A 20,982-nucleotide genomic window follows, 5' to 3' on the forward strand; every position below is an offset into this window, starting at 1 on the left:
ATTGGCATTAACTGTCATACGGGCGTGGAAAATCAGGCGGTTTCGTCCACCAATTCGGCCCGGCGCAGGCCACCACCGCGGACCCACAGTTTGTAGGCCACGAACAGGAGTGCCAGCCAGGTTCCGCCAACGTACAACGCAACCCGGGTGTCCTCGAAGACTCCAAGGATCACGATGACCATCGCCATGAACGCCATGGTCAGGATGGACGCAGCAGGCCAGAGCGGCGAGCCGAATTCCGACGCCGGCAGGCCCTTGCGCTTGATCTCCCGCTTCATCGCGACGTGCGAAACCAGGATCATCACCCAGACCCACACGGTGGCGAAGGTGGCGATCGAGGCAATGAGCACGAACACGTCTTCGGGGATGACGGCGTTCAAAACGACGCCCACCAGCAGGATGCAACCCATCATCACCACGGTCATCCACGGAACGCCGTGGCGGGAAATCTTGCTGAAGCTCTTGGGCGCGTGGCCCTGCTGCGCCAGACCAAACAGGATGCGCCCGGCCCCGAAAATGTCGCTGTTGATCGCCGACAGCGCGGCGGTGATGACCACGGCGTTGAGGATGTGCGGAGCGGCCGGGATGCCCAGTCCGTCGAAGATCTGCACGAACGGGCTGCCGCTGCTGCCGATCTCGTTCCACGGGAAGATGCTCATCAGCACGCCCAAAGTCAGCACGTAGAACAGGAGCACCCGCACGGGCACGGTGTTGACGGCCTGCGGGATGACCTTTTTGGGGTCGGCGGCTTCGCCTGCGGTGATGCCGATCGTTTCGATCCCGCCAAACGCAAACATCACGACGGCGAACGCTGCCAGGAGCCCTTCGAACCCGTTGGGGAACAAACCGCCGTGGTTCACGAGGTTCCCCAGCCCCGGTGCCACGCCACCGCCGTCGCCCGTTTGGAAACCGAACACGATGATCGCCGCACCGCCCACGATCATGGCGATAATCGCCACCACCTTGATCAGCGAGAACCAGAACTCAAGCTCACCAAACACCTTCACGCTGAGCAGGTTCATGGCGCCCAGGAACAGGATGATCGCCAGCACCCAGATCCATCTGTCCACCTGTGGGAACCAGAAGCCCATATAGATACTGAAGGCCGTGACGTCGGCGATTGCCACGATAGCCATTTCGAACACGTAGGTCCACCCGGTTACGAAACCGGCGAAAGGCCCCAGGTAGCGGCTCGCGTATTGGCCGAACGAGCCGGACACGGGGTGTCGGACGGCCATTTCGCCGAGGGCGCGCATCACCATGAACACGGCCGCGCCGCCGATGATGTAGGCGAGCAGGACGGCCGGTCCGGCCTTTTGGATGGCGGATGCCGAGCCGTAGAACAGGCCGGTGCCGATCGCGGATCCGAGTGCCATGAAACGGATGTGACGGACGTTGAGGCCTCGGCTGAGCGCCGTACCTGCGGCCTGGAGGACAGAGCTCTCCACAGCCAGCTTGGTTTGTTGCATAGTAAAACCTTCTCGTCTTTGGGAGGGGATCGCTATCCAGCAGATCACTTTTGACGGCCTTGTGATCGGACTCACGAGGGATTGGTGTCTTTGATCGCAGACACCATGCTGTGGGTCTCATCAGAGGGTGGTAAAAGTCATAGTTCCCGGTCGGATATGATGACCGCGGACAGCTCTTCAACACGGTCAGGCATCCCTCGCATTTCGCGTCGCCCCCTTTGAACTCTGTGCTGACTCTTGCATCTGTTACTTGGGGGACTCATGATTTCCGTAATCCGCGCTACCCGACGCCGTTGGGCAGCTGCCGTTGTTGCCGTAGTGGCCGGGGCATCCTTGCTCTTTGCCGCACCCGCGCAGGCCTATGACGTGCCGAATTTTGAGGTTCCGAACGCCTCGCAAGCTCCCGTGCCTTTCGTGGAACGGGTGAGTGACGCCGCTGGCGTGGTTGAGCTCTGGAAGACCGGCGGTCCCGCAATCCGCACCGCCGCCGCTGCCGCCTTGGTGGGTGGGCCGGACGCGGTCCAGGCATTCCTCGACGGCGGCCAGGACGTCGCGCTGGCAGCTGACCGGAAGCAGTTGGTCACCGAGCTGACGACACGGGGGAGCGAGCATGTCAGGGAGAGCGCGGTCAGGATACTGGCCACTAACGACCCCAGCGTGATCACGAGCTTCCTGTCAAAGGGCTGGGCCGGCGCCTGGGATCTCGACCTGCGGATAACGGCCACTCGGTTCCTCAACTACTCGGGTCCCATCCGGATGGCTGCTTCCAAGAGCCTGGACAACGGCAGTGAGGCTGTCGAGGAGTTCGTTCTCGAAGGCTGGCAAAAGACCGCTCAGGGCCAGGATCGTGAGGCAGTAACCTATCTGACCAATTCGCCCATTGCCGCCGTCACTCGCGGAGCGCAGGCTGCTCTGGACACCTACGACCCTGAAGTCCTTGCTACATACCTGCGCTACGGTCAGTTCGTTGCCGCAGCGCAGGACCAAAAATTGACTACGGTCACCAAATCACTCGACGCTGTGAGGGCAGATATCGCAGCCAACCCTGCTGGCTCGGCAGCCGTGGCGGATCGCGCGAAGACTGCTCTGGAGAACGCGCGACACGCCGTTGATGGCCCGAAGAAGACCGACCTGAGGCGCTTGCTGGAAGAGCGGGACTATCGCTTCTCGCAGGCTTGGCCCAAGCAGGCCATAGACAAAGCCCGGCTCGCATCCCAAGAGCCCGCCAAGGCTGCATTCAAAAAGGCCGCCGCCGAGCTTCCGGCTTTGCTGTCGACGCTAACGGCCCCTGGAGCTGATCTTGATCCTCTGATCATGGAAGCCCGCCAGGCCGCACTGGACCTCGCATTGGTGGGTACGCCTGAAGTGCGGAAGGCAGCTGAGGCTGCTCTGCTGGGTGGGAACTCTGCCGTCAAGGACTTCATTGCCGATGGTCACGGTCTCGCGAGCGAACAGGACAGTGCAGCCTTTGTTAACGACAGGCAGCGTGCTTTCCAGCACATGGCCGCGGGCGGCGTGCACGTGGTCCAGGCTGCTAAGGACGCTGTTAAGTCCGTCAACCATGCAGATGTCCGGTACTTCCTTGAGTACGGACACTCCGACGCGCAGTACTTGGATAACTCGGAATTGGCCGACGGTCTCATAAGGCTCGATTCTCCGGAGCTCCAGACTGCTGCTGGCGTAGCGATGGCGGGCGGGCGAGCGGAACTTCAGGCATTTGCATCAAGCGAACAGTTCACTGCTGCCGAGAAGGACGCGGCGAATGCCCGGCATACCGCCGCCGTAAACGCCGCTCTCGCAGAGCTGTCGCGGCTCACTGACCAGGCAATCCTCGACGCCGGTAGGGCGGCTGACGCTGCGAAGGCCGCTGAAGCCGCACGCCAAGCCGAGGCCGCACGTCAAGCTGAAGCCGCACGCCAGGCCGAAGCCGCTGGTGGGCAGCTTTCGGCCGGCAGCGTTGATGCATCGCAGCAATCGGTAACAGGAGCAGCCCCGATCGTCATTCCGTGGCCGCGCGAGTACGCTCCCGCCGTCGGACTGGCTGAGACCGGCACTGTCACGGAGTCCGTAGAAAAGCCCGCGGCAACGCCTTCGGCCACACCGAGCATTTCCGTGCCGCCGACGACCTCGGCAGCAAAGGGCTCCACATCGGTGGATTCCCAGTCGCAGGAGGCGGCTGCTCCGATGGCTGCTTCTTCTGCGGGCATCAGTGGCTGGACCATCGGCCTCATCGTGGCACTGGTCCTGGCAGCAGCTGGAGCCATCACGTTCCTGTTGCGCCGCAAGGGTCCCTCCCCAGCCGAGGGATAGCCGGCAACGCCTCCGGGCAGTCGGAAAACGTCGTCGGAGTGTCCGGTATACCGGACACTCCCGGCGGCCCGGTGCTGGTCAATGCCTTGTGAAAGGTGCACGCTTGAGTACGGGATACCGGACAGTATGCTTCGGCGCCCCTCAAGATCACCCAGCAGCGAGGAACCATGACCACCACGCCCACCGCGCCCGGCAAGGCCACGTCCAAAGTCCCGGCTGCCGAAAACACCTTGCGCATCCTGAAACTGTTGGCTTCGCGGCGAGGGCCGATGGCGGCGTCGAATATCGCCACGGCACTGGGCCTGCCGCGGTCCAGTGTCTACCACCTGCTGGGCGTTATGGAGGCGAACGGCTTCGTCCTCCATCTGCATGAGGAGCAGCGCTACGGACTCGGCATCAGTGCCTTCGAACTCAGCTCCGCCTATTCGCGGCAGGAGCCGTTGTCCCGGCTGGGTCGCCCCATGCTGGCGTCGCTGGTTGACGTCATCGGCGAGAGCGCACACCTGGCTGTGCTCCATGGCCGCGATGTCCTTTACATCGTGGAAGAACGTGCCAAGAACCGCCCAAGCCTGGTGACCGACGTCGGGGTTCGACTTCCCAGCCACCTCACCGCGTCCGGTCGGGCAATCCTCGCCGCCTTGCCCAAATCGCAGGTCCGCGCCCTCTACCCGAACGCTGCGGCCTTCACGTCCCGGCACGATGTCGAGTTTCCCATCATGAAGTACTCCGCCTTGTCGTCCCATTTGGACCAGGTGCGCCAGCGTGGCTACGCCACGGAAAACGGCGAAATCACTCCCGGGTTCGGCTCCATCGCCGTCGCCGTGACTGACCACGTTGGATGGCCGACGGCGGCAGTCGCCGTCACGTTCCTGGAGGACAAAGTGCCGGCTGAGCAATGGCCCGTACTGGCCGCGCGGATCAGGAAAGCCGCCGACGAACTGTCGGTCCGGATCCATGGTCGCCCGACGGCGGGCTGACGCTTAGTAAGCGCCGATGCACCCTAGCGGCTGCCCGGCCCGGGGGAGTCGCGTTCAACCATGGCGCGGAAAGCTTCCAGCTCGCCCCGGAAACTCCCCCGGTAGGATCCCGTGGCGAAGAGTCGTCCCACCACCGTGGACACCAGTCCGCGTGTTTCGAACAGCTGCTGGATGCGCGTGCCACCACTTTCCGGGGTGAACGTGACATCCGATTCCCCTTTGAGGATCGCGTTGCCGAAGCGGGTGCGGATGTGCCGCGGCCGTTCCGCAGCGATGACTTCCGTGGGACTCGCCATCCGGCCGAACCACACCGTATAGCTGCTGCCGGCCTGGTCGGTGGAGCCAACGAGATCGGTCACGCTTGTGACGCCGCCGATCCACTCAGTAAACCTGTCAGGATCCGTCCAGGTGTCGAAAACCCGCTCCGGCGGCGCGGCGACCAAGGTGGACACTCGATACGTTGCCATGGGTCCAGCATGCGCGCATCCGGGCGCGAAAGCGAGAGCATCCGCATGTCTGTAATCCCGGACAGCACCGCCCGAAAAGCCGTTCCGGCCGCTTGGTAAAGGGGCTTTAGTAGAAGCAGAAGATCTTTCCACCACACACTTCCCACAGACGAAGGAGTCACCATGGCACCCGCCGATTTCACTACTGGTGCCCGTCCGGTCAAGGCCGCCCGGGGTACTGAGCTTACTGCCAAGTCGTGGCAGACCGAGGCGCCGTTGCGCATGCTGATGAACAACCTCGACCCCGAGGTCGCCGAGCGTCCGGATGATCTGGTGGTCTACGGTGGCACCGGACGCGCAGCGCGTTCCTGGGCTGCGTTCGATGCGATCACCCGGACCCTGGAAACCATGGAGAAGGACGAGACCCTACTGGTGCAGTCGGGTAAGCCGGTAGGTGTCTTCCGCACGAATGAGTGGGCGCCCCGTGTTCTCCTCGCCAACTCCAACCTCGTCGGTGATTGGGCTACGTGGCCTGAGTTCCGCCGGCTCGAGGCTGAGGGCCTGATGATGTACGGCCAGATGACGGCCGGGTCCTGGATCTACATCGGCACCCAGGGCATCCTGCAGGGCACCTACGAAACCTTTGCCGCCGTCGGAAATAAGCTCGCTGCGGAGGGCCGCCACCCCGCGCCTGCCGCTGAAGGTTCCACGGAAGGGCCGCTCGCCGGTACCTTGACCCTGACCGGTGGCTGCGGTGGCATGGGCGGTGCGCAGCCGCTGGCCGTGACGTTGAATGACGGTGCGTGCTTGATTGTTGATGTGGACGAGTCCCGCCTGCGTCGGCGTGTGGGTAAGCGGTACCTGGACGAGGTCGAAACCGATCTGGACACCGCGATCGCCAAAGTCCAGGCCGCCAAGGACGAGCGCCGCGGCTGGTCCGTCGGTTACGTGGGCAACGCCGCTGAAGTCTTCCCCGAATTGCTGCGCCGCCACAAGGCCGGCGAAGTCACTTTTGACGTGGTCACGGACCAGACCAGTGCGCACGACCCGTTGTCCTACCTGCCGGAGGGCATCACCGTGGCCGAGTGGCACACCGAAGCCGAAGCGGATCCGGAAGGGTTCACCAAGAAGGCCCAGGCTTCCATGGCCCGCCATGTGCAGGCGATGGTGGAGTTCCAGGACGCCGGAGCTGAGGTCTTTGATTACGGAAACTCGATCCGTGACGAGGCCCGTAAGGGCGGGTACGATCGGGCGTTCGAATTCCCTGGCTTCGTCCCGGCGTACATTCGTCCGTTGTTCTGCGAGGGCTTGGGCCCGTTCCGCTGGGTCGCGCTCTCGGGCGATCCGGAAGACATCGCGGTGACGGACGCTGCGATCAAGGAGTTGTTCCCGGAGAACAAGCACCTCCACAAGTGGATCGACGCTGCCGCGGAGCGGGTGGAGTTCGAGGGCCTGCCGGCACGTATTTGCTGGCTCGGGTACGGCGAACGTGCCAAGGCCGGGTTGTTGTTCAACCAGCTCGTCGCCGAGGGCAAGGTCAAGGCCCCGATCGTGATCGGCCGTGACCACCTGGATTCAGGGTCCGTGGCGTCCCCGTACCGTGAGACCGAGTCGATGAAGGATGGCTCGGACGCGGTCGCTGACTGGCCGCTGCTGAACGCACTGACTGCTGCATCCTCGGGCGCTACCTGGGTGTCCATCCACCACGGTGGTGGTGTCGGTATTGGCCGGTCCATCCACACTGGCCAGGTTTCCGTCGCTGACGGCACGGAGCTGGCAGCCCAGAAACTGGAACGGCTCCTGACCAACGATCCCGGCATGGGCGTCATCCGCCACGTCGACGCCGGCTACGACCGCGCCATCGAGGTCGCCAACGAACGCGGCGTCCGCATCCCCATGAACGAGAAGTAGGCAACAAAAGTGACTATTACTACCCACGAACCCCTGACCGTCACCCTCGGCTCCAGCGGCGTGACCCCGGAAGACGTGGTCGCCGTCGCGCGCCACGACGCCAAGGTGACCATCTCCCAGGAAGCCTGGGACAACGTCGCCAAGGTCCGCGCCCACATCGATGACCTCGCTACCAGCGATGTCCCCGCCTACGGCATTTCCACGGGCTTCGGCGCCCTGGCTAACCGCCACATCCCCAACGACCTCCGCACGCAGCTGCAGAAGTCGCTGATCCGCAGCCACGCCGCCGGCATGGGCCCGGCCGTGGAACGGGAAGTGGTCCGCGGCATCATGTTCCTCCGCGCCAAGACCCTGGCATCGGGCCGCACCGGCGTCCGTCCGGTGGTCCTGCAGACCATGGTGGACGTCCTCAATGCAGGCATCACCCCGCTGGTCCGCGAGTTCGGTTCGCTCGGTTGCTCCGGCGACCTCGCACCGCTGTCCCACTGCGCGCTGGTCCTCATGGGTGAAGGTGAAGCAACGGGTCCCGACGGCGAGCTCTACGGCGTTGCCGGAAAGGCGCCCGTTGCTGAGCTGCTCGCCCAGCACGGCATCGAGCCCGTCACGCTGGCTGAGAAGGAGGGCCTGGCCCTCGTCAACGGCACCGAAGGCATGCTTGGCATGCTGCTGATGGCCATCGCCGACATCCGCCTGTTGCTCGCGACGGCGGACGTCACCGCAGCGCTCAGCGTCGAGGCACTGCTGGGCACCGACCAGGTGTTCCTGCCGGAACTCCACGCAGCCCTGCGTCCGCACCCCGGCCAAGCCGCCAGCGCCGACAACATGCTCCGTGTGCTGTCCAACTCGCCGATCGTTGCCTCCCACAGGATCAACGACACCAAGGTGCAGGACGCCTACTCGCTTCGTTGCGCCCCACAGGTTGCCGGCGCCGTCCGCGACACCGTGGACCACGCCGCGCTGGTGGCGTCCCGCGAACTTGCTGCCGCCATCGACAACCCCGTGGTCCTGCCCGACGGCCGCGTCACCTCCAACGGCAACTTCCACGGCGCCCCCGTGGCGTACGTCCTGGACTTCCTGGCCATCGCCGTTGCGGACCTCAGCTCCATCGCCGAGCGCCGCACGGACCGCATGCTGGACCCGGCCCGCTCGCACGGACTCCCGGCCTTCCTCGCCGGAGACCCCGGCGTGGACTCCGGCCTGATGATCGCCCAGTACACGCAGGCAGGCCTGGTCTCGGACAACAAGCGCCTGGCCGTTCCGGCATCGGTGGACTCCATCCCGAGCTCCGCCATGCAGGAAGACCACGTGTCCATGGGCTGGCACGCAGCCCGGAAGCTTCGCAAGGCCGTTGAGAACCTTCGCCGCGTGCTCGCCGTCGAACTCGTCACCAGCGCACGCGCCATTGATATGCGTACGCAGATGTCCGACGGCGAACTCACCCCGGGTCCTGCCGGCACGGCAGTACTTGAGGTGCTTCGCGAAGTGGTGCAGGGACCGGGAACCGACCGGTTCCTGTCGCCCGAACTCGAAGCGGCTGACCGTTTGGTTGGCTCCGGCGCGGTCCGTGCGGCCGCCGAATCCGCCGTCGGGATTTTGGCCTGACGTCGAATAAAACGCTCATTTCATGGGCAGATTTGTCACGCCCCGGTCTTTGTTCGCAACGCAGGCACCGGGGCGTGGCAAATGTAGTAGAACTTATGGTGTACGTCACGTCCACGCCGAAGATGTCGTGGGCTTGACGGTCAACCGTTCACAACTCAATACACAACAGAGAACATCCACAAAGGGGTAGAAGTTCAATGAAGGCACGCGGAGCAGTCCTGTCCAGGCGAAACGCTCACTCGGCTACGGTTTCCGATTGGAAGACGCTGAAGGCCGGCGACACGGTGGAAGTGGTCAAGTACGCCCACGTCATCGCAGCCGGTCGGGTTGAGGAGGTTTCCAGCAGCGGAAACGTTGTGTGGCTTGAGCACTCAGGGCCCGGCGTCACCGAAGAGGGCAAGGAATTGTTCATGAAGTCCGACGGCGTCACTCTCCGCCGGGCGTAGCTTAAACAGAAACCGGGGCTCGTCCCCTTCCGCGGCTAGTAGGTGCGGAAGGGGACGGGCCCCGGTTTTTGGCGTCGCTGCCAGTGATGCCGTCAGGGGTGGCAATCAGGCAGCGAGTACTTCGTGGGTCTGACCGAAGGGAACGGATTCGTCCAGCGCCACGGTGTAGGTGCCGGGCTCGTGCCTGGTCACCAGAATGCCGCAGTTGGCGTCTGCCGCTGCGTTCTTGATCAATGCATCCACGGCCTGCTCGAGTCCGTCGTGGATTTCGTCCGCCCTGGAAAAGGACAGGCGGATTTCGCGTTCTGCAGTCATTGCAGGGGTCATTTGGGGGCCTCCTATTACTTGCCGCATGCGAGGGCGACCCATCAATCATAGTCGGAGCTTGCCGATTATTTGTAAGATGACTGGCAACGGAGTGACCCGGGTCTCAGGCGTGCCGAGGTGGCAGTTAATGCCAATGTTTGGACGGCGTCTTCAGGTGGCTAGTGCAACACCCCTGTAGTTGGAGGGGTGTCATGGTCAAGAAGTTGCCGTGGTCGGTTCGTGCGTGTGCGTATGAGCACTTGCTGGCGGGTGAGGACACGGGACGAAGTGCTGCCGCGGCTGGGGTGTCCCGGCAAGCGGTGTCGCATTGGGCGAAACTAGCGGGCATGGAACTTATCTCCGGCCCTGGTGGTGGCGTGCGTCTTCCGATGGCTTCGGAGGTGCTTTCGCGGGATAAGGAGCGAAGGTACCGGCGGCTGACTTTGGAGGACCGGGCTTATATCAAGGCCTGTCTGGGCTTGCCGGAGCCGCGTTCCATGCGACAGATCGCCAAGGAGTTGGGCGTGCATCCATCAACGGTGTCCCGGGAGATCCGCCGACACAGTATCGAGCATTGGGCCCGGCGCTATTACGACGCCGGGGTTGCCCAACACCGGGCACTGGTCCGCCGTAGACGGAACCGGCCCGTGAAGCTCTCTGCGGGAACGGCGGTGTGGAAGGAGGTCGTGGCACGCTTGAACCAGCGTTTCTCACCTCAACAGAGCGCTGCGGACCTGAAGAAGACGTTCCCCGAGCAGCCGGAGATGCACGTGTCCCACGAGTCAATTTACCAAGCCCTTTACGTGCAGGGCCGGGGTGCCTTGCGGCATGAACTTGCCGTGGAGAAGGCCCTACGTTCGGGCCGGACCGGTCGTAAGCCCCAATCAAAGCTGCCTGCCAGGAACGTAAGGCCCTGGCTTGAAGGGGCCCGGCTGAGCGACCGGCCCGCCGAAGTCCAGGACCGGGCCGTGCCCGGCCATTGGGAAGGTGATTTGGTCGTGGGTCCCGGTAACTCCGGGATCGTCACCTTGGTCGAGCGCTCCTCACGGTTCACTTTGCTGGGCCGGCTGCCGGGAGCCAGGGACAGCGCGACGGTCATCGAGGTCATGCAGAAAATGATCCACACCCTGCCCCAGGCGATCCTTAAAACGATCACCTGGGACCAAGGCACGGAAATGGCTCAACACGCCAAGTTCACAGTAGCGACCGGCTGCCAGCTGTTCTTCTGTGACCCGCACTCACCCTGGCAACGCGGCACGAACGAGAACACCAACGGACTGGTCCGCGATATCCACCCCAAAGGCACGAACTTCAACCAGGTCAGCGACGAAGAACTCGCCCACACCCAGCACCTGCTCAACATCCGACCGCGTCAAACACTCCAATGGGACACCCCAACTGAAAGACTGACCAAAATAATCGATGGTGTTGCACTAGCAAGCTGAAACCGCCGACTAAACACCCTCATTAACTGCCAACTCGGCGGACGATCGCCGGGACCGATTGGACGTGGTGGCGGGATTCGAACCCGCGTACGCTGCTTTGCAGGCAGCTCCCTGGCCTCTTGGGTACACCACGTGCAATCGACACTAGGTGCCCGGGCGAAGGGCTTTCAACATTCGTTGCGCAGGCTTTCGCAGGGCTACGCGGGCTTTCGCGCGGCTACGCAGTATTGCCCTTGGTTGCCGTCAATGACACGCGTTTGAGTAGTCCTGTGACCCCGGCAGCAACCACGAGAGTCAGGATGGCTGCGGCCATGTGCGTATAGAGCATGATGTGCGGCGAACCACCGCTGAAGCCAGCCGCTGCCGGTGGATCACCTGGACCTGGTGCGGCGCTGTGGAGGTGCTCCGCCCATCCACTCCCGGGGTAGTAACCGCCGAATGCAGCGAACCCAAAGTGCAGCAGTTGCTGCGCCACACCTGACACCAGCAGCAGGATCAATGGCCCGTGGACCCAGCGGGCCAGGAGTTGGGCCCCCAGGCAGCACAGCGCGGCGAAGCCAAGCAGAACGGGAAGGGCCGGAGCGCTGCCGCCCGCCGTAAGGTGCGCCGCCAGTCCCAGGCCGACGGCCAGCAGCCCGGAGACCCAGGCCCACTTGTCCTGCACAGGAACTGCGCGCATCGCCATCCTTCCCTCCACACAGGCTAAGCGGCGGAGGCCGGAGGGAAAAGGGGCGGGCGACTATCCCAGGAGCGTGTTCACCAAACGTGCTGCAACTTTCGCAGTCCGGGAATCAACGTCGAATTCCGGATTCAGTTCGGCGACATCAACGTGCAGCAACTTCCCGCTGGCGGCAACCTGCCGGCAAACCGCGCTGATCACGGGCAGCGGGACGCCATAGGCCGCAGGAGCGCTCACCCCGGGTGCCACCGAGGCCGGCATCACGTCGAGGTCGATCGTGAGGTACAGGACATCCACGCCAGCCAGGAAATCCGCTACAAAAACCTCCACGGCTTCCGGTGAGCATTGCTCGTCCAGCAGATACTTCACGCCCAGGCGTTGCGCCGTGTCAAAAAGGGTCCGGGTGTTGTTGGGCTCGGAAATTCCGACGACGGCGTACTGCAGTTCGCGTCCGGCGGCGGACTCAGCCCGGGCCATCTGAAGGAACGGCGTGCCCGAGCTCGGTGTGGGCTCATCCCTCAGGTCAAAGTGGGCATCAAGGTTCAGCACACCCAGCCGCTTGCCCTGGACCACGTCCGAGCCGGCGACGCCCAAGTAGCTGGCAAACGCGGTCTCGTGGCCTCCGCCCAGCACCACGGTGAGGTTACCGGCGTCGAGCAATCCCGAAATGGCGCGGCCGGCGCGCTCCTGGCCCGCCTCCAGCGCGTCGCCTTCCACCACAACATCGCCGGCGTCGAACACGTCCCGTTCCAGGTGGTAAGCCAGCGGTCCCAGTACCGAACGGATGGCGGCCGGCGCCGCGGCGGCACCCGTGCGGCCCTTGTTGCGTCGAACGCCGGCGTCACTGCAGAATCCAAGCACGACGGCGGGACGCGAGGCGGTGCTGGCCGCTGCGGGCGTGTGCGGGGTGACGGCCTGCCACCAGCGGCGGTGCGCAACGCCGTCGCCGTCGAAACGGCCGGTCCACGGGGCGGGGCTGACATCTACAATTACGGCGCGTGTTTCCATGCTTTAAGCAGACCGGACCCGGACTGCCAATACCAGCAGTTCCGGGTCCGGGGTGTCTGAAATACCGGAATGCCTACTTGACGCCCAGGAGTTCCTCAACGGTTCCGATGCCGAAGAAGAGCAGGAACGCAGCGGCCACAGCCCACATCAAGGGGTGGACTTCGCGGGCGCGGCCCTGGAAGGTGCGGATCAGCACGAACGAGATGAACCCGGCACCCAGGCCGTTGGCGATGGAGTACGTGAACGGCATCAAGGCGATGGTCAGGAACGCGGGAATCCCGACTCCCCAGTCCTGCCAGTCGATCTTCCCCACCTGGGACACCATCATGAAGCCCACAACCACCAGCGCGGGGGCCACGGCTTCGAATGGCACCAGGTTGATCAGCGGTGTGAAGAACATGGCAATGAGGAAGAGCACGCCGGTCACGATCGAGGCCAGGCCGGTGCGGGCACCTTCGCCGATGCCCGCGCCGGATTCAACGAAGATCTGGTTGGAGGAAACCGAGGCCCCGCCGCCGACGATGGCACCAAGGGCGTCCACCTGCAGCACGCGGTCCACGTTCGGGATGTTGCCGTCCTTGTCCACCGTTCCGGCCTCATTGGCCAGGCCCACCATGGTGCCCATGGCGTCGAAGAAGATGCTCAGCAGGATCACGAATGCCAGCAGCGCCGCGGCGATGAAGCCGAGGTGTTCGAAGGCCCCGAAGGGGTTGGCCTTGCCGATCAGGGAGAGGTCCGGAGCGCCCCACTCCGACAAAGTGGGGGCCACCAGGGACCAGCCGCGGGGGTTGACGTTCTTGCCATCGAAGCTGGGGCCGATGTGGAGGGTGAACTCGAGGATCGCAGCCAGCGCAGTGGAGACCACGATGCCGATCAGGATCGCACCACGGACCTTGCGGACCACCAGGGCGATGGTCAGGATCAGACCGACGGCAAACACCAGAGTGGGCCAGCCCATGAGCTTCCCGTCAACACCGAGGCCCAGCGGAACAGTCGTGCCCGCAGCGTCCGGGATGCGCCGGACGAAACCGGCGTTCACCAGGCCGATCAGGGCAATGAACAAGCCGATGCCCACCACGATCGCCGTCTTCAACGCCTCCGGCACAGCCTTGAAAACCGCGGTGCGGAAGCCGGTGAGCACCAGGATGAGCATCGTGACGCCGGAGAGGACAACAAGGCCCATCATGTCCGGCCAGGTCAGCTGCGGGTGCGAGGCCACGGTAACCGCGACGAACGCATTCACGCCCAGCCCAGTGGCCACAGCGAAGGGGTGCTTGGCCCAGGCGCCCATGAGGATGGTCAGGATGCCGGCGACGAACGCCGTGGTGGCTGCGACCGCGGTGAAGCCCAGGGAAGCTCCGCTGGAGTCTGCCCCCGAGAGGATCAGCGGGTTCAGCACAACGATGTAGCTCATGGCGAAGAATGTCGCGAAGCCGCCACGGATTTCCCTTGAGTACGTGGAGCCACGTTCGGAAATCTTGAAATAGCGGTCCACTGCAGAACCTTGTTTAAGCATGAAGGTCTCCGGGTATTGGGGGGAGTGTGCTCTCAAATCCTATGCCGTTGAATGTGGGAGCTTCGGACCATTCCCCTAGTCTGTAAGGAAGCCAACACTAGGAGAAACCGCCCCATGCGTACCATCCGCCCGCTTCTGGCCGCCGTCGTCGCCGCCCTTGCCTTCGCGTCTGCCCTGCTGTTTTCCGCGGCTCCGGCGTCCGCGCACGACGTCGCGGAATCCACAGCGCCGGCGAACGGTGCAACCGTGGCTGAAGTGCCGGCGTCGGTCTCCATTACGTTCAACAACCGGCCGCTGGCCATCGGATCGGGCGTCTCCGTAACCTCCGGCGGCGAGAACTGGGCAGACGGGCCGGTCGAGATCATCGACAGCCAGGCCGTGCAGAAGCTCCGGGCCGGCGCGCCGGCGGGGGAGTACACGGTGGTGTGGCGCGTTGTCAGCTCCGATTCGCACCCCATCGAGGGCACCTTCAAGTTCACGGCCACAGCGGGAAGCACGACGGCGGCAAGCGGCTCGGCCGCCCCCTCGGCGTCCGCTTCGGCCACCTCGGGATCGGTGCCGTCCGCAGGTACGGCTCCTCCGGGAACAGTTGGCAGTTCGCCCGCGGCAGATGCGTCCCAGCCGTTCCCCTGGAGCATTGTTGTCATTGCGGTTGTTGCGGTTGCGCTCGTGATCTTCCTCGCCGTTACAGCCCGCAGGAAACTTGCCGGATCGGATGACGAAAACCGCCCGGAAGCCGCGGAATAGCGGGCTTTTCTACGTAGCTGCGAATATCTCGGTTCGGTTACCGCGACACGCCAAAGCTGCAGTCCTCGTTACTTAAATGTGACTTCGGCGGGATCATCGCGTACGGTAGTACCTGTGCCTGTTCCACGTAGCGGGCACTTCCGGCCTGATTGCCTAGCTCTGCCGCAGTCCGGAATCCGTTCGCAGACAAACCTACGGCAGAGACGGGGAACCCATTTTGGGCCGCTTTCGAGCGTGCCTTGGGGTGAAGTCACGAAACTTCCGCTGAACAGCGGGGGATAGTGGCCGGGTGACTCCCATCCGAATCCGACAGCTAACCTCGCAGGCATCGGGAGAGGCTCTTTCATGTCTTCACGCATTCTTCGCGGCCGTCGTAAGGCGGACAGCGTACGTCCTAATCCGTTCATCTCCATCTCCAAGGCAGTTGCCAGCAACGCTTCCGGCGCTGGCCGCCAGGCAGCTGTTATCGCAGCAGCTTCCGGACTCGTTCTGACCGGATCTGTCGCTGCACACGCTGCAGAGGCTCCGGTCCAGCGCGATGCCAGCCCCGCTACGGTCGCCGAGACCGCTTCCGAGGCCCCCACCAAGGTTGTTACCGCTCTTTCTACGGCTACCGTCAACTTCGAGCGTCCGGCTGTTGCTTCTGTTGCAGCTCCGGTCATCGAAAAGCCGGCTCCTGTAGTTGAAGCCCCCGCTGCCAAGCCGGCTGCCGTTACCGCTGCTGCAGCGGCGGCTCCCGTAGCTGCCCAGGCTGCAGTTGCAGCTCCGGCCGCTGTTGCACCTGCTGCTGCTCCTGTAGCTGCTGCTCCCGCTGCCGGTGGCGTCAACGCTGCCATGGTTGCCTCGGCTTACGCCCAGATCGGCATCATGCAGGACTGCACCGCCATGGTTGAGCGGGCCCTCGGTTCCGCCGGCATTCCGGTTGGCGACCTCGCTCCCATGCAGTTCATGAACTACGGCAAGGTTGTCAGCGACCCGCAGCCGGGCGACATGATCGTCCAGTCCGGCCACGTCGCCATCTACATCGGCAACGGCCAGGCAATCAGCGGTGGAATCAACGGCAACCAGACGGGCATCCACCCGATCAGCTGGTTGACCGCTACTGGTCCCATCACGTACGTACGCGCTGGCGCATAAGCCTCACGCTTCAACGCAAGGGCCGGTGTCTCCGAAGATCATCTTCGAGGACACCGGCCTTTGGCGTTTAAAATTCGTGTTGCGGCTGCCGTGAATGATGCCGGCTAGGCGATGGCGATACCCGGGCCGCCCGGGAGCGCCACCTTGGTGGAGATTGCCTGACCCACTGCCTTGGCTTGCCGCAGGACTTCCTTGGGGCTGGGCGTAATGAGCTCGCCCACGCCCACCAGGTGCATTCCCACTGCCCGCATCGCGGAGACCAGGTTCTGTCCGACGGCGATTCCAAGTTCGGCCAGCATGCGGCGCAGCTGGCTCTGGGCGCAGCGTGTGACCACAATATGGTCTGCCAGGAGAATCCCGTTGGCGGTGTGGACTGCCCACTGGCGCGGGGCGGATTCGAGGGGGCCGGAGGCATGGAGACCGCTCCGGGTCATGCTTGCGGCGAGCCCGTACCCGATGTGCTGGGTTGGGTCCGCGCCCAGGAAATCCAGGCGGACGGCCCTGGTGGTGCTGCGTACGTCCAGATGGTGGCTGGCCGCGTAATTGCGTAAGTGGCGGAGGATTTCGTTGCGTTCCTGGATGGACGCGGGATCGGTGACCTCGCAGCGTTGAAGCATGCCTGTGTGGACCGCCGGGCCGGTGGCTGACAGGGCACCGAAACCATCCACCACTATGGAGCCCACGCCGTAGCGGCTGAGTTCACTGGCAACTGCCAGGCCGGACAAGCCGGTTCCTATGACCACGGTGGTTGTGCGTTCCGTGCCGGAATCAGGCGCGTGTGACACTGCTTGGTTCCTCCTTGACGTGTGTGCCTTGCGGCATCGCGTGGGATCGCGTCCGAGTTCCCCAAGCGGCCGCAAATAAATGGCCGGAGTGTGCTGTAGGACACGTTCGCCGGCCATTCGGTGACTCGAACACTACCGAACTTTTTCGCGCATGGATAGCCTTCCCTGACAGCGTGTTCCGTGTGTTCATCAGCAGCACAAAAGCGGGGTCCGGAAACCGAGCCCCGACCGTTATACACATACAGCCGAGCCACCTTGATTCGGCCCTGCCGACCGAGAATAGTGGGCATTGGACAGGGAAATTCCGGATTTCCCTGCCCCTGGCCATTGACAATCGAGCCCTCGAGGAATCCGATGCGGAAAACCTCTGGCAGAATGGCCGGAACATCAAGCAGTAGGTGGAGAGGCGGGCCCCCAAATGGACCAGCACGGCAGACACAGTGAAGAGCCACAGGACGGCGAGGGCCTGGCAGTGGCACCGGGCGGCATCGTCGTGGGAGTGGACGGCTCGGAACACGGGCAGTGCGCCCTGGTGTGGGCAGCACGTGAGGCCGAACGCAGGCAGCTTCCGCTGCACATCGTCACGGCGTACTCGGTTCCTATTTTCGCCGCCTCAGGACTCGACGGCGGATACGCCACCGTGGACGATTCGGTCATTCGCGAGGGCGCGGAAGCCATTGTCAAGCAGGCCATGGACAAGGTCGCCCGATACTCCATCGACGTTGATGCTTCCGTCGAAAACGGTGACGCAGCAGGCGTGCTGCTGGATCTTTCCGCAGAGGCAGCGCTCCTGGTTTTCGGAAGCCGTGGCCGCGGCGGTTTCGTAGGTCGTCTGCTGGGCTCAGTCAGCAGCGCCTTGCCCGCCCATGCCAAGTGCCCCACAGTAACTGTCCCGCTCTATTGTGCTGACCGCCTCGGCGAGAATACCGAGGACAAACACATCAAGGCCGAGCACGCCAAGGCCGGCCCCCGCATCGTGGAAAACGTGGTTGCAGTGGGCGTGGACGGCTCGGAGCAGGCGCGGGTCGCTGTGCTCGAAGCAGCTGAGCAGGCCCAACGCATGGGAGCCAAGCTCCGTGTCATTTGCGCTGTCCCGCAGTACAGCGGTTCCCTGGCCTGGGTCCCCGCTCCCTTGGACCGGGACGCCTTGTTTGCCGATATCAAGGTTCAGCTGGACGCGGGGGTTGCCTGGCTGCAGAGCCATTTCCCGCAACTGACCATCGAGACGGACCTCAGGGACGGCTCGCCTGTTGACGTTCTGGTGGAAACCAGCCGCAGCGTGGAATTGGTGGTTTTGGGCACCCGTGGCCGCGGTGGGTTTGCGGGCATGCTGTTGGGATCCACATCGGATGGCGTCCTGCACCATGCGAAAGGACCCGTGTTGGTTGTTCCGGACCGCGAGGATCCCCGTCTGGCAGACCGCGACAAGTTTGGTCCGATGCTCGGCGCGGTGTAGGAAAAGGCGCAGGAAAAGGGATGCCGGTGTTCACGCTGCAGCTCACGGATATTCGTGGACCCATGCTTCCCGAGGTGGGCGGCAAAGCAGCGAACCTCGGCGAGCTTGCAGGCGCCGGCTTACCCGTGCCGCCAGGCTTTTGCCTGACCACGGATGCATATCGGCGTGCGCTGTCATCGAGCGGCCTGGATGACATTTGTGCGGCCCTGGAATCGACAAGCACGGTTGACCTTACAGGGCTGAACCGGTTGGCCGGGCGGGCCCGTTCCCTGGTCCTCGACGCCGGGGTCCCGGCCGACGTCGCTGAAGCAGTGCGGTCCGCCTATGAAGCTCTGGGCAGCAACGTCCCCGTCGCTGTCAGGTCTTCGGCAACAGCCGAAGACCTTCCCTTCGCGAGTTTCGCCGGCCAACAGGACACTTTCCTGAACGTGGTGGGCGCGGACTCTGTCCTGGATGCCGTGAGCCGCTGCTGGGCTTCCTTATGGACTGACAGGGCGGTGACTTACCGGGCTACCAACGGCATTGAGCATGCTGGTGCCGCCCTGGCTGTCGTTGTCCAGGAGATGGTCGATTCGACGGCTGCCGGTGTTATGTTCACGGCCAATCCCGTGACGGGCAAGAGGCACGAGACAGTGATCGACGCGAGCCCCGGTCTGGGGGAGGCCGTGGTGTCCGGCGCCGTGAATCCGGATCAGTACGATGTTGATATGGCCGGCGGTGCAATCGTGAAACGCACCCTGGGGGACCGGCGGGTGGAGATCCATGCCGTGCCGGGCGGCGGCACGCAACGGACCCAACGGTCACGCAACGAAAGTCCGGGGGACCCGGAAGGCGCCCGGGATGCAGCTGTTCAACCGTGTCTTAGTGACCGGCAGATCAAGGAGCTGGCCGAACTTGGCCGCTTGGTGGAGAGACACTATGGAGCTCCACAGGACACCGAGTGGGCCATGGATCCCAACGGAAAACTGTGGCTGACCCAGGCCAGGCCCATCACCACCCTTTACCCGCAAACCACCCGCACCCCACCGGTCCCTGGCATCCACGCCTTTCTGAATTTCAGCCTCGCGCAGGGCCTCACACGGCCACTGACGCCCATGGGTTTGGCCGGGATCCGCCTCATAGCCTCCTGTGTTGCCAAAACGGCGGGCTTTGCCGTCCCGGATCCCCGGTCAGGACCGTCACCCTATTACGAGGCCGGCCAGCGCATCTTCTTTGATCTCACCCCGGTATTGCGGAGCCGGATCGGGCGGAAGATCGTGCCCCGGGTCTTCGATGTCATGGAAGCCCGGTCCGCCATGCTGATGCGGAGTTTGTTCGATGACCCCCGCTTTTCGGTGACCATCAAAACGCCGCTGAAACTCATCCGCCACGTGGCTCCAGTGGCTGCAAAATACCGCGTCCCCGAGTCGTTGCTCCGGGGTCTGTTCCGTCCGGAGGCGGCCTTGGAACGGGTAGAGCGCCACAGTTCTGAACTCCGCAAAGCCATAGCCGTCCCAGGGGAAGCCACCGCCCATCAACGGGTAGCCCACGTGCAAAGAATCCTGGGTTCGGAGCTCTTCGCCACCGTCCCGCAAATCCTGCCGTTGCCGGCGCTCGGCTTTGCCCTGCTGGCGCTCGTAGGCCGGATACTCGGCGACCAGGCATCCTACGCTGAACTGCAGACCGTGATCCGCGGGCTGCCCAACAACGTCACCACTGAAATGGACCTGGCCCTGTGGCAGCTCGCCTCGCAGATCAGGGAAGATGACGACGCCGCTGCCTCCATGGCTGGCCAAACGGCGGAAGCGCTGCTGGAACGGTACAGGGACGAGGGGTTGCCTGCCATTGCACAATCCGGCCTCGATGGGTTCCTGCGCGCCTACGGGCACCGGGCCGTGGCTGAAATCGACCTTGGCATGCCCCGGTGGGGAGACGATCCCACCCACATTCTTGGCGTCCTGGCCAATTACCTGAGACTGCAGCCCGGTGCGGGGGCTCCCGACGAGCAGTTCCGCAGGGCAGCGGAAGAGGCCGAAGAACAGGTGGCGAAGTTCATCGCCCGGGCCCGGGCCATCAGTCCGCTCCACGCGGTGGTGGTCCGCGCAGCGCTGGACCGAACGCGCAGGTTCGCTGGTCTGCGCGAGTTGCCCAAATACAACCTCGTGCTGGGCCTCGCCGTGGCCCGGCAACAACTGCTTTTGGTGGGAAGCGAACTGGCAGCATCACATCGGATCGAGCGCCCAGAGGACATCTTCTTCCTGGATCTGGACGGGGTGGAAAATGCGCTTGCGGGGCAGGATTTCCGCGAGGAAATTGCACAATACAGGGCGGCCTACGAACACGAACTCCGGCGCAGGCACATTCCCCGGGTGCTGCTCTCCGACGGCACGGAGCCGGAAGCGACGGCTGCGGGCGACGCCGATCCGCGCCCCGGAACATTGTCCGGCAGCCCGGCGTCGACGGGTCTGGTGAGCGCGCCTGCGCGCGTCATCATGGACCCGGTCGGGGCACATCTGGAGCCGGGTGAGATCCTCGTGGCTCCGTCCACGGATCCCGGGTGGACTCCGCTGTTCCTCACAGCGGGAGGCCTGGTCATGGAGATGGGCGGGCCAAACTCGCACGGCGCCGTGGTGGCACGCGAGTACGGGATCCCTGCGGTCGTCGGCGTCCCGGACGCAACCATCCGGCTACGTACGGGCCAGCGCATCACCGTGGACGGTGCAGCGGGGACAGTCAGTACGGAAGACCCTGACGGCTGAGCTT

The 20,982-nt window shown here is 64.1% G+C and carries 17 protein-coding genes, 1 tRNA gene and 1 riboswitch; of the genes, 10 read left to right on the forward strand and 8 right to left on the reverse strand.

Features of this window, described 5'->3' with window-relative positions:
- Window positions 1-32: 32 nt before the first annotated feature.
- Complete coding sequence (locus ACNAOU_RS01935; protein WP_422757898.1) at window positions 33-1,469, reverse strand: amino acid permease; 1,437 nt, start codon at window positions 1,467-1,469, stop codon at window positions 33-35.
- A 261-nt stretch (window positions 1,470-1,730) separates the two neighbouring features.
- Between ACNAOU_RS01935 and ACNAOU_RS01940 the strand changes: the two genes are divergently transcribed.
- Window positions 1,731-3,779 carry an ALF repeat-containing protein gene (locus ACNAOU_RS01940; RefSeq protein WP_422757899.1) on the forward strand — a complete coding sequence of 683 codons (2,049 nt, stop codon included), beginning with the start codon at window positions 1,731-1,733 and terminating at the stop codon, window positions 3,777-3,779.
- A gap of 167 nt (window positions 3,780-3,946) precedes the next feature.
- Window positions 3,947-4,756: an IclR family transcriptional regulator gene (locus ACNAOU_RS01945; protein WP_018780287.1), complete on the forward strand. Its 810-nt coding sequence runs from the start codon at window positions 3,947-3,949 to the stop codon at window positions 4,754-4,756.
- A 23-nt stretch (window positions 4,757-4,779) separates the two neighbouring features.
- On the opposite strand, the gene ACNAOU_RS01950 is transcribed toward ACNAOU_RS01945, so the two are convergent.
- Complete coding sequence (locus ACNAOU_RS01950) at window positions 4,780-5,223, reverse strand: SRPBCC family protein (RefSeq protein ID WP_055975533.1); 444 nt, start codon at window positions 5,221-5,223, stop codon at window positions 4,780-4,782.
- Between the two features lie 162 nt (window positions 5,224-5,385).
- Between ACNAOU_RS01950 and ACNAOU_RS01955 the strand changes: the two genes are divergently transcribed.
- The 3 genes from ACNAOU_RS01955 to ACNAOU_RS01965 all read left to right on the forward strand — a co-directional run bounded on the left by ACNAOU_RS01955 (window position 5,386) and on the right by ACNAOU_RS01965 (window position 9,161).
- Complete coding sequence (locus ACNAOU_RS01955) at window positions 5,386-7,113, forward strand: urocanate hydratase (protein WP_422757900.1); 1,728 nt, start codon at window positions 5,386-5,388, stop codon at window positions 7,111-7,113.
- A 9-nt stretch (window positions 7,114-7,122) separates the two neighbouring features.
- On the forward strand, window positions 7,123-8,715 hold the full coding sequence (gene hutH, locus ACNAOU_RS01960; RefSeq protein WP_422757901.1) for a histidine ammonia-lyase: 1,593 nt from the start codon (window positions 7,123-7,125) through the stop codon (window positions 8,713-8,715).
- Between the two features lie 197 nt (window positions 8,716-8,912).
- Window positions 8,913-9,161 carry a hypothetical protein gene (locus tag ACNAOU_RS01965; RefSeq protein ID WP_018780283.1) on the forward strand — a complete coding sequence of 83 codons (249 nt, stop codon included), beginning with the start codon at window positions 8,913-8,915 and terminating at the stop codon, window positions 9,159-9,161.
- 105 nt (window positions 9,162-9,266) lie between these two features.
- Here the strand turns inward: ACNAOU_RS01965 and ACNAOU_RS01970 are convergent, their stop codons facing one another.
- Window positions 9,267-9,488: a hypothetical protein gene (locus ACNAOU_RS01970; RefSeq protein WP_018780282.1), complete on the reverse strand. Its 222-nt coding sequence runs from the start codon at window positions 9,486-9,488 to the stop codon at window positions 9,267-9,269.
- A 191-nt stretch (window positions 9,489-9,679) separates the two neighbouring features.
- On the opposite strand from ACNAOU_RS01970, the gene ACNAOU_RS01975 reads away from it, so the two are divergent.
- Window positions 9,680-10,912 (forward strand): IS30 family transposase, encoded by a 1,233-nt coding sequence (locus ACNAOU_RS01975; protein WP_422757743.1) that lies wholly within the window; start codon window positions 9,680-9,682, stop codon window positions 10,910-10,912.
- A 59-nt stretch (window positions 10,913-10,971) separates the two neighbouring features.
- Here ACNAOU_RS01975 and ACNAOU_RS01980 read toward each other — a convergent pair.
- The 4 genes from ACNAOU_RS01980 to ACNAOU_RS01995 form a co-directional block, all read right to left on the reverse strand.
- Window positions 10,972-11,045, reverse strand: a tRNA-Cys gene (locus ACNAOU_RS01980).
- Between the two features lie 84 nt (window positions 11,046-11,129).
- The gene (locus ACNAOU_RS01985) at window positions 11,130-11,591 is read right to left on the reverse strand and encodes a hypothetical protein (RefSeq protein WP_422757902.1); all 462 of its coding nucleotides are present in this window, start codon (window positions 11,589-11,591) and stop codon (window positions 11,130-11,132) included.
- A gap of 60 nt (window positions 11,592-11,651) precedes the next feature.
- The gene (gene hutG, locus ACNAOU_RS01990) at window positions 11,652-12,599 is read right to left on the reverse strand and encodes a formimidoylglutamase (protein ID WP_422757903.1); all 948 of its coding nucleotides are present in this window, start codon (window positions 12,597-12,599) and stop codon (window positions 11,652-11,654) included.
- Between the two features lie 73 nt (window positions 12,600-12,672).
- The gene (locus tag ACNAOU_RS01995; RefSeq protein WP_018780279.1) at window positions 12,673-14,115 is read right to left on the reverse strand and encodes an NCS2 family permease; all 1,443 of its coding nucleotides are present in this window, start codon (window positions 14,113-14,115) and stop codon (window positions 12,673-12,675) included.
- 114 nt (window positions 14,116-14,229) lie between these two features.
- Between ACNAOU_RS01995 and ACNAOU_RS02000 the strand changes: the two genes are divergently transcribed.
- Both ACNAOU_RS02000 and ACNAOU_RS02005 read left to right on the forward strand, forming a co-directional pair.
- Window positions 14,230-14,862 (forward strand): copper resistance CopC family protein, encoded by a 633-nt coding sequence (locus tag ACNAOU_RS02000; RefSeq protein WP_018780278.1) that lies wholly within the window; start codon window positions 14,230-14,232, stop codon window positions 14,860-14,862.
- Between the two features lie 174 nt (window positions 14,863-15,036).
- Window positions 15,037-15,204, forward strand: a riboswitch (cyclic di-AMP (ydaO/yuaA leader).
- 3 nt (window positions 15,205-15,207) lie between these two features.
- Window positions 15,208-15,999 carry an NlpC/P60 family protein gene (locus tag ACNAOU_RS02005; protein WP_018780277.1) on the forward strand — a complete coding sequence of 264 codons (792 nt, stop codon included), beginning with the start codon at window positions 15,208-15,210 and terminating at the stop codon, window positions 15,997-15,999.
- A gap of 104 nt (window positions 16,000-16,103) precedes the next feature.
- Here ACNAOU_RS02005 and ACNAOU_RS02010 read toward each other — a convergent pair whose 3' ends face one another.
- Entirely contained in the window at window positions 16,104-16,784 is a 681-nt protein-coding gene (locus tag ACNAOU_RS02010) for a hypothetical protein (protein ID WP_018780276.1), read from the reverse strand.
- Window positions 16,785-17,202: 418 nt separating this feature from the next.
- Here ACNAOU_RS02010 and ACNAOU_RS02015 point away from each other — a divergent pair, with 418 nt between their 5' ends.
- Together ACNAOU_RS02015 and ACNAOU_RS02020 are read left to right on the forward strand one after the other, a co-directional pair.
- A complete protein-coding gene (locus tag ACNAOU_RS02015; protein ID WP_055973921.1) occupies window positions 17,203-18,240 on the forward strand; it encodes a universal stress protein in 1,038 nt (345 codons plus the stop codon).
- 20 nt (window positions 18,241-18,260) lie between these two features.
- A complete protein-coding gene (locus tag ACNAOU_RS02020) occupies window positions 18,261-20,978 on the forward strand; it encodes a PEP/pyruvate-binding domain-containing protein (protein ID WP_422757904.1) in 2,718 nt (905 codons plus the stop codon).
- The last annotated feature ends 4 nt before the right edge of the window (window positions 20,979-20,982 follow it).

Origin of the sequence: Paenarthrobacter sp. C1 (genome assembly GCF_049315185.1) — a bacterium.
Classification (GTDB): Bacteria; Actinomycetota; Actinomycetes; order Actinomycetales; family Micrococcaceae; genus Arthrobacter; species Arthrobacter nicotinovorans.

Coding starts and splice junctions, on each gene's coding strand:
- ACNAOU_RS01935 (WP_422757898.1), bottom strand. CDS start 1,469: ATGCAACAAACCAAGCTGGCTGTGGAGAGCTCTGTCCTCCAGGCCGCA.
- ACNAOU_RS01940 (WP_422757899.1), top strand. CDS start 1,731: ATGATTTCCGTAATCCGCGCTACCCGACGCCGTTGGGCAGCTGCCGTT.
- ACNAOU_RS01945 (WP_018780287.1), top strand. CDS start 3,947: ATGACCACCACGCCCACCGCGCCCGGCAAGGCCACGTCCAAAGTCCCG.
- ACNAOU_RS01950 (WP_055975533.1), bottom strand. CDS start 5,223: ATGGCAACGTATCGAGTGTCCACCTTGGTCGCCGCGCCGCCGGAGCGG.
- ACNAOU_RS01955 (WP_422757900.1), top strand. CDS start 5,386: ATGGCACCCGCCGATTTCACTACTGGTGCCCGTCCGGTCAAGGCCGCC.
- ACNAOU_RS01965 (WP_018780283.1), top strand. CDS start 8,913: ATGAAGGCACGCGGAGCAGTCCTGTCCAGGCGAAACGCTCACTCGGCT.
- ACNAOU_RS01970 (WP_018780282.1), bottom strand. CDS start 9,488: ATGACCCCTGCAATGACTGCAGAACGCGAAATCCGCCTGTCCTTTTCC.
- ACNAOU_RS01975 (WP_422757743.1), top strand. CDS start 9,680: ATGGTCAAGAAGTTGCCGTGGTCGGTTCGTGCGTGTGCGTATGAGCAC.
- ACNAOU_RS01985 (WP_422757902.1), bottom strand. CDS start 11,591: ATGCGCGCAGTTCCTGTGCAGGACAAGTGGGCCTGGGTCTCCGGGCTG.
- hutG (WP_422757903.1), bottom strand. CDS start 12,599: ATGGAAACACGCGCCGTAATTGTAGATGTCAGCCCCGCCCCGTGGACC.
- ACNAOU_RS01995 (WP_018780279.1), bottom strand. CDS start 14,115: ATGCTTAAACAAGGTTCTGCAGTGGACCGCTATTTCAAGATTTCCGAA.
- ACNAOU_RS02000 (WP_018780278.1), top strand. CDS start 14,230: ATGCGTACCATCCGCCCGCTTCTGGCCGCCGTCGTCGCCGCCCTTGCC.
- ACNAOU_RS02005 (WP_018780277.1), top strand. CDS start 15,208: ATGTCTTCACGCATTCTTCGCGGCCGTCGTAAGGCGGACAGCGTACGT.
- ACNAOU_RS02015 (WP_055973921.1), top strand. CDS start 17,203: ATGGACCAGCACGGCAGACACAGTGAAGAGCCACAGGACGGCGAGGGC.
- ACNAOU_RS02020 (WP_422757904.1), top strand. CDS start 18,261: ATGCCGGTGTTCACGCTGCAGCTCACGGATATTCGTGGACCCATGCTT.